At 68.1% G+C, this 12145-nt stretch carries 14 protein-coding genes; 4 read left to right on the top strand and 10 right to left on the bottom strand.

Annotated elements, in window-relative coordinates:
• Window positions 1–78 precede the first annotated feature (78 nt).
• Window positions 79–1296, top strand: a complete 1218-nt coding sequence (locus ACIQF0_RS37380; protein WP_401037818.1) for a PucR family transcriptional regulator — start codon at window positions 79–81, stop codon at window positions 1294–1296.
• Here ACIQF0_RS37380 and ACIQF0_RS37375 read toward each other — a convergent pair.
• The 5 genes from ACIQF0_RS37375 to ACIQF0_RS37355 form a co-directional block, all read right to left on the bottom strand.
• A complete protein-coding gene (locus ACIQF0_RS37375) occupies window positions 1286–2305 on the bottom strand; it encodes a hypothetical protein (protein ID WP_401037815.1) in 1020 nt (339 codons plus the stop codon). The genes ACIQF0_RS37380 and ACIQF0_RS37375 overlap by 11 nt on opposite strands.
• A gap of 55 nt (window positions 2306–2360) precedes the next feature.
• Complete coding sequence (locus tag ACIQF0_RS37370) at window positions 2361–3182, bottom strand: alpha/beta fold hydrolase (RefSeq protein WP_401038559.1); 822 nt, start codon at window positions 3180–3182, stop codon at window positions 2361–2363.
• 26 nt (window positions 3183–3208) lie between these two features.
• Window positions 3209–4438 carry an MFS transporter gene (locus ACIQF0_RS37365; RefSeq protein ID WP_401037812.1) on the bottom strand — a complete coding sequence of 410 codons (1230 nt, stop codon included), beginning with the start codon at window positions 4436–4438 and terminating at the stop codon, window positions 3209–3211.
• The gene (locus ACIQF0_RS37360; protein ID WP_401037810.1) at window positions 4435–5838 is read right to left on the bottom strand and encodes a hypothetical protein; all 1404 of its coding nucleotides are present in this window, start codon (window positions 5836–5838) and stop codon (window positions 4435–4437) included. Before ACIQF0_RS37360 ends, ACIQF0_RS37365 begins: the two co-directional genes overlap by 4 nt.
• A 521-nt stretch (window positions 5839–6359) precedes the next feature.
• On the bottom strand, window positions 6360–6791 hold the full coding sequence (locus ACIQF0_RS37355; RefSeq protein ID WP_401037805.1) for a hypothetical protein: 432 nt from the start codon (window positions 6789–6791) through the stop codon (window positions 6360–6362).
• Between the two features lie 215 nt (window positions 6792–7006).
• On the opposite strand from ACIQF0_RS37355, the gene ACIQF0_RS37350 reads away from it, so the two are divergent.
• Window positions 7007–7183, top strand: coding sequence for a hypothetical protein (locus ACIQF0_RS37350; RefSeq protein ID WP_401037802.1), 177 nt, complete (start codon window positions 7007–7009; stop codon window positions 7181–7183).
• Window positions 7184–7259: 76 nt separating this feature from the next.
• Here the strand turns inward: ACIQF0_RS37350 and ACIQF0_RS37345 are convergent, their stop codons facing one another.
• The 3 genes from ACIQF0_RS37345 to ACIQF0_RS37335 form a co-directional block, all read right to left on the bottom strand.
• On the bottom strand, window positions 7260–7526 hold the full coding sequence (locus ACIQF0_RS37345) for an integrase core domain-containing protein (RefSeq protein ID WP_401038556.1): 267 nt from the start codon (window positions 7524–7526) through the stop codon (window positions 7260–7262).
• A 129-nt stretch (window positions 7527–7655) separates the two neighbouring features.
• A complete protein-coding gene (locus ACIQF0_RS37340; RefSeq protein WP_401037800.1) occupies window positions 7656–8372 on the bottom strand; it encodes a hypothetical protein in 717 nt (238 codons plus the stop codon).
• Window positions 8373–8601: 229 nt separating this feature from the next.
• Window positions 8602–9201: a TetR/AcrR family transcriptional regulator gene (locus ACIQF0_RS37335; protein WP_401037797.1), complete on the bottom strand. Its 600-nt coding sequence runs from the start codon at window positions 9199–9201 to the stop codon at window positions 8602–8604.
• An 84-nt stretch (window positions 9202–9285) separates the two neighbouring features.
• Between ACIQF0_RS37335 and ACIQF0_RS37330 the strand changes: the two genes are divergently transcribed.
• Entirely contained in the window at window positions 9286–10113 is an 828-nt protein-coding gene (locus ACIQF0_RS37330; protein WP_401037794.1) for an SDR family oxidoreductase, read from the top strand.
• A gap of 412 nt (window positions 10114–10525) precedes the next feature.
• Window positions 10526–10687, top strand: coding sequence for a hypothetical protein (locus ACIQF0_RS37325; protein WP_401037792.1), 162 nt, complete (start codon window positions 10526–10528; stop codon window positions 10685–10687).
• 13 nt (window positions 10688–10700) lie between these two features.
• On the opposite strand, the gene ACIQF0_RS37320 is transcribed toward ACIQF0_RS37325, so the two are convergent.
• Both ACIQF0_RS37320 and ACIQF0_RS37315 read right to left on the bottom strand, forming a co-directional pair.
• Window positions 10701–10997 (bottom strand): STAS domain-containing protein, encoded by a 297-nt coding sequence (locus tag ACIQF0_RS37320; RefSeq protein WP_401037789.1) that lies wholly within the window; start codon window positions 10995–10997, stop codon window positions 10701–10703.
• Window positions 10998–11103: 106 nt separating this feature from the next.
• A complete protein-coding gene (locus ACIQF0_RS37315) occupies window positions 11104–12144 on the bottom strand; it encodes a hypothetical protein (RefSeq protein ID WP_401037785.1) in 1041 nt (346 codons plus the stop codon).
• Window position 12145 lies beyond the last annotated feature (1 nt).

Below are 12145 nucleotides of genomic sequence, written 5' to 3'. Positions count from 1 at the left end.
GCGCCCCTGCCACCACACTCCGTCAACGAACCGGACGGGGGCCACGCACGACGCTCCAGAGTGTGCGATCCTCCGTTTGTGACTTCTCCAGTCCCGCAGGTTGCAGGCACGAACGCGGTCGACTGGCTGCTCACCCACCGACGACGCCTCGTCGACGCCGCGCTAGCGGAGATGCGGCCCGCCGAGACCCCTCAGGTCACCGCGCAGCTGCGCTGGCTGATCGACGTCAACATCGGCCTGTTCAGCGAGCTGCTGGCAGACCCCGGCCGGATCGTGGACGAGGAGATGGCCGCCGACCTCGTCGCCTCGGCCGCCACCCGCGCCGGCGAGGGCTCGCCGATCGAGAACCTGTTGCAGGACTACATCAGTGGGATCGCCGGGATCTGGCGCGCGGTGGTCGCCGACGTCCGGCCTGGGGAACTGGACGACCTCGCCGCACTGACCACTCGGTTGTTCGAATACCTCCGCTCGGTCACCAGCCTCGTGGTCCGAGGCTTCCAGCACGAGGCGGCCCGGATCAGCATCGGCGAGCGCGACGCCCGCTTCGCCCTCTACTCGGCGCTGCTCACCGGCGCCGAGACCACCTCGGCCCTGCACGCGGTCGCCCCGCGCTACCTGGTGCTGGCCCTGCACCTCGGCCACCACGAGGAGTCACCCGGTCCCTCGTCCAGGGTGCCGTCCCTGCGGCGGATCACCGCCGTCCAGCGGCTCCTCGCCGAGTTCTCCGACGGCGACGTCCTGGCGCTGATCAGAGATCCGGAGGGCACGGCGCTCATCCCGCTGCCCGCCACACCGACTGCGACGGAGGCGGACGACATCCGCCGACTCGTGACCCGCCTCGCCGACGCACTCGGAAGCGCCGTGCACGCGGGCGCGGCCACCGCGCCACCTGACGGCATCCCTGCGACCGCGACCCTGACCGAGGAGATCCTCGAACTGGTCCTCGCCACGGGCCGCTCCCCTGGCGTCTGGTTCCTCGACGACGTGCTCGTCCCCTACCAGCTCACCCGCCCCGGCCCGGCCAGGGACCTGCTCGCGACGCGGATGCGCACCCTGGACGCCCACCCCGACTGGGAGGCGACGCTGAGGGCGTTCCTCGCGTCGGGCTACGACCGGCGCCGCACCGCCGAGGCCCTGCACGTCCACCCGAACACCGTCGACTACCGGCTCGACCGGATCGCGACGACGTGCGGGTTCGACGCCGCGGACCCCGGTCAGCGGCCCGCCGCGCTCGCTGCCCTGGCCGTGCTGGACCTCGAACGGCACCGCGCCCACGTCCGCCCGATCATGAGCTGATCGGAACGTCCGCGACGCTCAACGGGGTGACCGGGACACCGTCACTCCACTTCCCCATGTCGCGGTGCTCCGGTGAGCCGTTGAGCGCCTGGGCGCAGTCGCGGCCGTCAAGCACACAGGAGCGCAGGCCGTCCCAGAGCTTCCAGACCGCGAAGTAGTCGATCGCATCGGTGGCGGTTCCCGCGCTCATGCCGTGCTCGGCGACGAGTTCCGGGGTGCCGTGACGGTCGGTGTGGACGAGGACGAAGTCCTTGCCGGAGGAGGGAATGTGCGCGATCCGCCCCCAGAAGTGGTAGCACCCGTCGCCTGGTTCGTTGACGGCGTACCAGTCGGAGACCAGGCAGCTGAACTTCGTGGTGGCGGGTATGCCGGACAGGTCGGCGTCGTAAAGGTTCCCGACGGGGCCACCCTCGGGCTCGTCGAGCATCACAGTCGCGGGCTGGGGCAGGCCCAGGGAGGCCCAGCGGTTGGCCAGGTTCACTGTGATCATGCCGCCGAAGGAGTGTCCGAAGTAGGCGGTCCGGTCGAGACGTGGGCGGACGCCGCCGGCGCTGCCGGCGAGCCAGGCCAGGGCGCCTTTGATTCCGTTGGCAGCGGCGCGCAGGGGTTGTTCCTTGTCGGGCAGTGGGCAGATCAGGCAGGTCTGCCATCTCGGGTAGATGACGATCGAGCCCTGCTTGACGGTGTGCTCGACCAGGGCGTGCATCTGGTTGTAGCCGGAGTAGTCCCCGTAACCGTGAACGATGACCGACACCGGAGCGGTGGTGGGCGAAGGCGCGGCCGGCAGGAACACGTACCAGGCATCGATGCCCGTGCCGCCGGAGACCGTGGTGTACCCCGCGTGGCGGTAGGACGATCCGCCCGGTCCGGTCAGCGGCTGGGCAGGTGGTGACGCAGTGGTCTCGGACGCCGCGGCAGGCGGTGCGGGTGTCAGCAACCCCGCCGACAACCCCACGACTGCTGCGAGAAGGCTTGCACGCCAACGGCGTCGGCCGGAGTAAACGTCCATGGTCACTCCTACAGGGATGTGCAGGCCTCAGTGCCTGCGGTGGTTGCGGTCGTCGTCAGGGACGGTCGTCGAGTGCCGCGTGCGCGGCGAGCCAGTCGAGTACCAGGTCGACGGTGTCGTCGTTCGGGACGTCATGCAGGGATTCGTGGCGCCCACCGTCGACCAGGTGCAGGGTCTTGTCGGAAACGGCGATGTTCCGCACGAGCTCGATGCTGCCGTGGTGATCCGTGTAGGTGTCCGCTGTGCCATGGACGACGAGCGTGGGCGCCGTCCACCCCGGCAGTCCTTTCCGGACGGTGGCCGCTACCCGCAGTGCGGTGGCGGCGAGGAGCAGAGGGATTCCTCCTTGGTAGCAGTGCGGGTCGTTCGCGAACGTCGAGCCGACATGCGGATCGCGGGCCAGTTCGGACAACGGCGACCTGCGGCCCGGCGCGGGCGCGGAGGGAACGACCGCCGCCAGCAGCCCGATGATCGCCCGGACCGGCATCGAGCGGGCGGCGGGCAGTGCCGGTCCGGTGAGGACCACTCCGGCGACCCCGCCAGGTTCTTCCGCCAGGCTGCCCGCGGTGACGAGTCCTCCCAGCGAATGCCCGAAGAGCAGGATCGGTGTGGAACGCTCGGCGAGCGCACGGCGCAGGGTCACGTGGTCGCGCACCGCGAGTTCCACGTCGGTCAGGCCACGCACGCCCGGTGAGCCGCCGTGGCCGCGCAGGTCAGGGGCCCACACCTCGAAGCCCAACGCTGTCAGTCGCGGCACGATGCCACGGTGGTGCGCGACGTAGCGCTCCGCGTACTCCCCGAAACCGTGTTGCAGCAACAGAAGCGCCCTCGGCGACCGGTCTGGAGTCCAGACGTGGCAGCGAACCCCGGAATCCATTGTGTGGATCACGTGTCCGGCCACGGTCATCGGACCGAACGGATCGGTTTGATGAAGAACGCGCCGAGAACGCACACCGTCATGGCTCCGAGGAACACCGGTGTGTAGCCAATGCCCAAGCCGACTAGCGCGGAACTGGCGGCAGGCGCCAGGACCTGCCCGGTGGTGTTGGCGGCGTTGAGAATTCCGAGATCTCGGGCCCGGGAGTGGCGGCTGGGCAGCACCTCACTGATGAGCGCGGCATCAACGCTGTAGTAGGCACCGAAGGCGAGCCCGCCGACCACCGCGAACCCCGTCATGCCCGCCGCGGTCGCCCACAGCATTGGGATCAGGACCGCCACGACGATGACGCCCGAGACGCCGATGACGAAGACCTTGCGCCGTCCGCTCCGGTCGGACAGCGGACCGGCGATCGAAGCGGCGATCAACGCCGCCACCAGGAAGACGATCGAGTTCACCCCGAGCGCCTCGGCGGCACGCTCGGTCGAGAGGCCGACGTGGTCGGTGAGGATGTAGAGCTGGAAGCCGTTGATCATGAAGTAGCCGACCACCAGGAACAGCCGTCCCCACAGCGCCCAGTAGAAGTCCGGAGCCTGGCGCGGCAAGGTGAACGAGCTCTTGTGATCCGCCGGTGACCGCGGGCCCGAGGGCTCGCTGGGATGGTCGGGGGCGAGCAGGACCGTGGTCACCGCGAGCACGACCACCGCGACCGCCGCGAACCGGAGTCCGGTTTCCGGCCGTTGCAGGAAGACAGCGCCCACAACGGTTCCGATCGCGGTACCGAGGAGGATGCCGACGCCCTGCGTCGCCGACAGGGTCGCCCTGCGGGTGACCGGGACGCGGTCCGGGAGGATGGCGGCCACGCTGGACACCGTGGCGTTGAGGCAGAAGATCGCCAGACTCCACCAGAGCACGATCTCGCCGAAGGAGCTGGCGTCGGCGAGCACGACCATGAAGGCCCCGGCACCGACAGCACCGCCGACGATCCACGGTGTCCTTGCACCCCAACGTGATCGGGTCAGATCCGACAGCGCACCGAACACCATGTTGGAGATCAGCCCCACCACAGCCACGATCCCGGTCAGCACGGCCAGCAGCGCCACCTTGTCATCCGGCGCGGCTTGCGCGATCCGCTGTGGCAGCAGGGCGGACATGGCCGCGCTGAACGGCAGCGACCACGTCACGGTTCCGACCAGCAGGCCCGCCCCGACACGGATCATCCCGGTGCGCGACCGGGTCTCGGCCGTGGTCGTCATGAGGACGCCCCGTCCATGCGCGTGTGCAGGTCGGCCCACGGCAGCCCGGCGAGGTCGAGAACGGCCTCGGTGAACGCGATGGCCTGGCGCCGCAGTGCCTCGACGTCGATGTGGCCCATGACGGAACCGGTGTCGAGCAGGTAATCCGGGCCGGTAATGAAGTTCGCACTCGGCAGCCCCGCAGCGTGCCAGAAAGCGCAACCGTCGCCGGGCCACGTCAGTCCGTTGGGCGACCGCCCCGAGGTGTCCGGGACGAACGGTCGCAGCACCCGTGCCTCGGTGGTCGCCGCTCGCTGCAGCGCGTTCCGGACGGTGTCGACGACGGCGCGGTGAGGGCTGGCGAAGAACGCTCCGAACTCGTGGTCCCCCACCGGGATCCCCCGGTCGATGTCGGTCTTGCTGGGTAGCGCGCCGAGGTGCTCCACGCACAACGCAGCCGCGATGCGCGGAACCATGTCGTCGCGGTGCTGGTCCAGGAAGTGCTCCAGGCCCCAAGCCTGCTCGGTGGTGAAGTGGCCGGTGCTCAGTAGCACCAGGACACCGCGAGGCAGGTCGGTCCGGGAGCGGCGGGCGAGGTGTTCGGCCATCGCGATGATCGCTTCGGGGCCGTTGTCCTCGATGCCGTTGGTGCCGTCGGTGTGCGACTGAAGGACGACGAGTTCATCCGTCTGTCCAGGGATGATCCCGACAATGTTGTGCGACACGGTCTGCTCGACATCGGCCTCCAGGACCAGGCGAACCTCCGCACCCGCCGCCAGAGCCTCACGCAGCACCGGCCCCTGCTCCCGGCCCACGAACACCGCGGGCAGTTCGCGGTGGACGCCGTCGTAGAGCAGATAGCCGTCGGCGATCTCGTCGGTGGGGAGATCGACGACGAGGACGAGTCCATGGGCACCTGCCTCACGATGACGCGTGAGCTCCTGGCGCATGACGTCCTGGCTCAGCCAGATCCGCTCGTAAGGGGTCGCCGGGTCCTGGCCGGCCGGGCCCGCTGGTGCGTCGTAATCCAGCGCGTCGAAAACCCCGGCGGTGAGCGGGAGCAGCGGAACATCCGCCAGGCCGATCGTCGCGGCGGAGGGCTGATCGCTGAGCCGACCCGTCACCCCACCGGGCCCGGTCCAGCCCGAATAAGGCACGTACGCGGCCACCGGCACAGCCGTCGCGCGGCCGGCCTCCAGCAGTTCGAGTCGCCACCTCGTAGGGGTCCAGCGGCGCACAGGTACCGGTTCGAGCCTGACCTGTGACACGCCAGCCTCAGCCAGCCGCGCGGCGAGCTCCGCGACGTACGACCCGTGCTCGGGCGAGCCGGTAGCACGCAGACCCCTGGCGTCCAGGGCTTGCTGCCACCGGGTCAACTGCTCCAGCGACGTGAAGTCATCGGGATCGACACTGAGTCCCATGAACAACGACCTTCCAGGTGCGCTTGCGACGTCATAGCAGCGTGACGCCCGCGAAACACGACCAGTAGGTGTCAGTCCCCAGACTTCCGAGGGTCAGCTTTGTGACATCTCCAAGGACCGTTGGATGATGTACATCGCGAGATCGCGAGCGCTGTGAGTTTGTCACTCTGGCGTTGTGGAGGAGGTCGGGCGGTACAGGTGGCACGGCGGCGCCGGGGCGATAACGGATGGTGGTTCCGGCGGTGTGCCACCAGAGGGTTCCGCCGAGCCAGGTGCACAGGGCCGAGACCGCCTTCTGGATCGCCTGTCGCTCGGCGGCATCCAGTCCCAGGTCTTGAGCGCGGTCCGCAAGGGTGTCTCGTGCGGCGATGAGGTCGACGGCGCGTTGCGGATGAGGTCAGGCAAGCACCGTTCTCGTTGTTGCCAGCATGTGCAGGCGTTACGACAAGCGTGACGCCTGCGCGGCTTCTCGGGCGAGTTGGCGTGCCTGTTCGATTCGCGCGATGCAGTCAGTCCACTCCTCATCTCTGGCATGCTGGGATGCGAGTGGCCCCGACCAGCGCCTGCGCGGCCCTATAGGCAAGGCGTGCAACCGGAGTATCAAGAACTGCCGCAGGGACGCCACCGAGTTCGTGGCCACGGATGGCGTCGGCAGTGAACCCGACGTCGAGGACCTCGAGCATGCCGATCGACGCCGTGAGCAGGTCCGCAGCGTCCGGCCGCGATGTAGCAGCGACAAGCGCGGCAAACGCCGATTTGGTCAGTCCCAGTTCCCAGTCGTAGGAAAGTTCGTCATTCCAGGGCTCGGTACCACTCATCTCGCGGATTCTGTAGGCAACGAGATCGGCCAGGCTGTCAGCCTGCTCGTCCAGGCCAACGCGTCGTAGTGCCGTGATCAGCACCAACTGGGGTGTGTCCTGGTCAACAGCTCGCCTGGCGACGGTGTACTTCACCCAGACGCACGCTGCAGTTCGCGGGCGCGGATAGAGTTCGTGGTCTTCTGTTTCGTCATCGCGTTCATCCCAGGACAGCCCGCACCAGTCCACGGATAGATACGCGGGTCCCGCAGGACCTTGGCCAAGACGGCTGCCGGGTGTGGGCCAGGTCAGCATCGGTGAACGGCGAGCGCTGTGCGTGCCGAAAACTGCATCCACGCAGGTTAAGCAGCATGGTGGTACTCGCGGACGACTCCGCCGAGACGGTCCCGTCGATCTATGGTCAGGCGCTCGATCTGATCGGGTTCAAGACGCTGCGGCCGGGCCCTCAAGGGTGCTGCGGCGGCGAGCGACCGGTGGGTGCGGTGTCCGTTGTAGTGCCGCTCGTACTCGCGCAGCGCGTGGCGTAGGTGGGACTGATTCCAGATCAGTGTGCGGTCCAACAGCTCGCCGCGGTGTGCGTGCCGAAAATTACGTCCGCACAGGTCAAGCGGCATGCCGATACTCGTGGAGGACTCCGCCGAGACGGTCCCGTCGGAGTACCGCGAGGCGTTCGATCCGGTCAGGTCCAAGGGGTTCTGGTCGGTCTCGCAAGGCCGTTGCGGCGGCGAGGGATCGGTGGGTGCGGTGCTGGTTGTAGTGCCGCTCGTACTCGCGCAGCGCGTGCCGTAGGTGGGCTTGATTCCAGATCAGCGTGCGGTCCAGCAGTTCGGCGCGAAATGTCTTCACCCAGCGTTCGATGATGGAGTTCATGCGGGGCATCCGGACACCGGTTACTACCGTCGCAATCCCCACGGAACCAAAGAGATCGTCGATCAACGCGGGATATTTGGCGTCTCGATCACGGATGAGGAACCTAATCCGCGCAGCGTGTCCGGTGTCCTAGAGGTCCATGAGCAAGTTCCGGATGGCCTGGGTGACCCAGGCATGGGTGGGGTGCGCGGTGGTGCCGGCTATCCATACACGCCGGCTGGCGTGGTGGATGACGGCGAGAATGTACTGGCGCTGCCCGGTCAGCGTGACCGTCTCGACGAAATCCATCGCCAGAATCGCCTCCGCCTGCGAACGCACGAAGTCAGCCCAGGTAACAGTCGTCCGGCGCGCGGCCGGATCAACGCCAGCAGTCTTGAGGATCTCCCACACCGTCGACGCGGCGACCGCGACACCGAGAAGCACGAGCTCACCGTGGATACGTCGATACCCCCACGAGGGGTTCTCGTTAGCCAGACGCAGGACGAGACGGTGGATCGAAGCAACAGTGCGCGGACGTCCAGGCCCACGGTTCACGCTCGTTCGGGCATGGCGGCGCTTCAACAAGTCGCGATGCCACCTCAGCACCGTGTCGGGGCTGACCAGCAGTCGGAGCCGGCGTAACGTCGCGCGGGCCACGGGTACCAGCAAGGCTGCGAGCAACGCCCTGTCCTCTGGCCGCAATCGTGGACGCTGATCGCCGAGTTGCCGGCGAAGGACCACGAGTTGGTGGCGTAACGCGAGGATCTCGACGTCCTTCTCACGCTCGGTCATACGCAGCAGCCACAACGCGGCGAAGGCTTTAGAGACGGCGAGGTAGGCGAAACGGACCAGCACGGCCGCGATCATGCCCGATGATGATTCGGTACCACGCGATGCCTTCTGACCTAAAGGGACGCATTTCTCGGCACTCACAACCCCCTCAGCGTGCTCTCACCCCGCGGCGCCGACCAACCGATCTGGTTGCCACGCCTGCGGAAAGTGAACGCCGCCGCGCTGGCCAAGCCGTGGGTGGCGGCTGATCCCGGCCTCCGCAGCCGGCTGAGCACCTGCCTCGCACCTCACCCGCTCTCGCGGTTCAGGCGAGTGGGCCGACCGCCGCCATGGCCTGGTCAAGGGCCTCGTGCAACGGCCCACCGCCGACCGCCGCTGAGGCGTACGCCGCGGTGAGGCAGGCAAAGGCCGCGCCCACCAGCGCGAGCGGAGCCGGATCCGCGTCGTCCCAACCGCGGCCCGCTTCGCGGGCTCGTTCCCGGGCGACGTCGGCGATGCGGGACTGATTCCCGAGCATCCGGTCCAGGTACGCCGCGCGCAACGACGCCGAACCGTTGATCACCCGCTGAAGCTCCGCCACACCGGCGGCCTGCACCGGATCCGTCATGTAGTCGACGACGTCGTCGAACATCCGCCGCAGCGACGTCCACAGCGGCTCGTCGAGCGGTCGGGCGCGCAGGGCGTCGACGAACTGTTCCCCCAGGCGTTCGTGCTTGCCGAGGATCACGTCTTCCTTACTGCCGAAATAGCGGAAGAAGCTGCGCTTGGACATCCCGGCCGCCGCCGCGATCTCGTCCACCGTCGTCGCCTCGTAGCCCCGCTCAAGGAACAGCGCCAGGGCCGTGTCGAGCAGCTGCTGGCGCACGGCCAGGCGGGTGCGCTCCCGCAGCGACGGTGACTCCACCCGCCAAGGCTAGCATCACACGCCACTCTTGACACCGAGTGACAGATTTGGCGTACGGTGGCGTCAGCCATCAAGGAGGCATTCATGACCAAGATCTGGTTCATCACCGGCGCCGGACGCGGGTTCGGCAAGGAGTTCGCCAAGGCAGCCCTGAGCCGCGGCGACAAGGTGACCGCGACCGTCCGGAAGCTCGGCGACGTCGACGACCTCGTCGAGGAGTTCGGCGACGCCGTCCTGCCGCTCCAGCTCGACGTCACCGACCGCGTCGGCGTCGTCGCCGCGGTCGAGCAGGCCAGCGCCCACTTCGGACGCCTCGACGTCGTGGTCAACAACGCCGGCTACGGGCTTTTCGGCGCGATCGAGGAGATCACCGAACAGCAGCTGCGTGAGCAGTTCGAGGTCAACCTGTTCGGCGTCCTGCACGTCACCCAGGCCGTCCTTCCGCTGCTGCGACAGCAAGGCAGCGGCCACATCGTGCAGATCTCCACCATCGGCGGTGTCGCCGCGTTCCCCAACCTCGGCGGCTACCACGCCTCCAAGTGGGCCCTCGAGGGCCTGAGCGAATCACTCGCCCAGGAGGTCGCGCCGTTCGGCATCAAAGTCACCCTCGTCGAGCCCGGCGGCTTCGCCACCGACTGGTCCGGTTCCAGCGCGGTGCGCGCCGAACCGCAGCCCCAGTACAACCCGATCCGTCAGGCCATGGCCGAACGCGGCAAGCAGACGCCGCCAGAGCTGATCGGTGACCCGGCCGCCGCCGGACCGGCCCTGCTGGACGTCGTCGACGCCGAACAGCCGCCCCTGCGGGTCTTCTTCGGCACGATGCCCACCATGATCGTCCCAGGCCTCTACCAGTCGCGGCTGGACACCTGGGAGCAGTGGAAGCACGTCGCTATCGCCGCCAACGGTCATTGATTTCCACTGCCGTCGAGGCTCCTCGCCGGTGGTCACGCAGCCGGCGGCGACCGGCGAGGGGCGTCGATCAGGAAGTTCGAGCGATCCACGCCGGGCCTGCGAGGATTTCGTTGGCAACGGCCGCGGCGCCACCGACCAGTTCGCAGCAAAGCGAAACGCTGCTCCTGAGTGCCAGTCTCGCAGCTTGTGGGGTGCCAAAACTAGGCCCGGCGGTCTGACCTGCGCCTCAGGCCACTGCGGGTTCGTACTCGTTGATCAAGCCGCCGAGTACTCGCCGACGACGAACGGACCCACAACCTGATTCTGTGAGGGGGTAATCGGGTCGTGGTGGGGCGTGGTCCCGCGCTCTGTGTGGCCGTCGGTGGTTGTAGTGAGTCACGTAGCGGTTCAGCGCTGACTTCAGGTGATGCTCGTGCACCGCTACATGAAGCCGTTGCTGGAGCGCATCGAGCGCGGGGAGATCGATCCCACCCGGATCATCACACACACGCTCCCGTTGGAGGAGGCGGAGCGCGGCTTCGAGATGTTCAAGAACAAGCAGGACGACTGTGAGAAGGTCGTCCTCAAACCCTGACGCCCCAGCCGGGTCACCCGCGCAGCACGTCCAGCACCGCCAGGGACCGCTTCACCGCGGTGGTCCCACTGACCAGGCAGAGTGTCGACCCCATCCGGTTCGCGTGTCGCTCGGCCCGTACGAGCGCCCTCAGGCCCGCGGTGCCGAGGAACGTGACCTCGCTCAGGTCCACGATGATCGTCCCCTGTGTCAGGTCCAGATGCGGTTCGATCGCGTGGACCAGCAGGTCCACAGTGGACGCATCGATCTCTCCGCTCAGACGGATCACACGGACTCTGGTCGTACTCGCGACGGCGACGGGAACCACCATTGCTCACCTCCAGCAGATCTTCGAGGTGAGGACGGTGCCGCACCGCACGCGTGCGACGCTTCGGTCCACGAGGCGGAAAACCCTGGCAGGCCATAGACCTGCGGGGTCACGCCTGGAGCTTCTCGCGGCGCTCCTGCTGGCGGTAGCCGTATGCGGCGTTGCGCACCGCCTCGTCGCTCTCGAGCCGCGCACCGAGCGCACCGGCCACGGTCGCGACCGACGCGGCGAGCCACGCCATGCCGAGATAGTCGCGCACAGCCGGCGGATGGCCGATCTCCTGTGCCAGCACGGACGGTTCGAGCACGAGCACGGCCGAGGCGAGCACGACCACGAACAACGCCAGGTACAGCGTGGAGATCCCCAGCACCAGGGTGAGCACCGTGGTGAGGTTGTACAGTCGCGCCCGTTCCCTCCCGATCGCGTCGGACGGGCGCTCCCACAGCTTGTGGGTGACGATCAGCCACACCACCATGGCAGTGATCGACAACAGTGTCGCCGCCACCAGCCTGACCACGCTCGATTGTGTGCCGAGCAGCCACATGGTCGTGCTGATCAACGTGTACGCGCCCGTTCCCAGCGCCGCGACGAGCACGCTGGACAGACCCATCGCGAGCCGCCACGGCCGGTTCGCCCTGATCATGCCCGCGAACAGCCGCAGCCGGCCGCGAAGGCCTGGGGCCACGAACCGCACGCCGATGTCGTCGCTGGGTGAGTCGACCCGCCGGGCGAGCGGTTTCATCGGGGCCTCACGGTCCCTGAGTTCGGCCACGAGGGCGCTGACCACGTCACCGGTCTTGCGGTGCAGGCCCCAGCTACCCAGTGCCGGCAGCGACGCGACAGCCAGCCCGTCGTCGGCGCTGGCGTCGGCCACCACCGGATCGGTGCCGTCTCTGCGTGGCAGGTCCGTCAGGCACACCCAGAGATCGCATCGCTCCTCCACGACCTGATCACGCACCGCCTGCACCACATGCCGCACAGAGCCGTGCTCATCGGCGGCGAACTGGTCGCAGACGGGCACCACCCGCCACTCCACGTCACCGTCCACGTCGCGGCTCAGCCGCTGCGGCAGATCTTCGGCGAGGTCTTCCACGATGTCGGTGGCCAACCCGGGATCGGCGAGCAGGCCGAGCACTACGGTCTCCTGCATG

Origin of the sequence: Lentzea sp. NPDC092896 (assembly GCF_044754905.1) — a bacterium.
Taxonomy (GTDB): Bacteria; Actinomycetota; Actinomycetes; order Mycobacteriales; family Pseudonocardiaceae; genus Lentzea.
The sequence above is the reverse complement of the archived record's forward strand: the minus strand, read 5'-3'. Positions and strand labels throughout refer to the sequence as shown.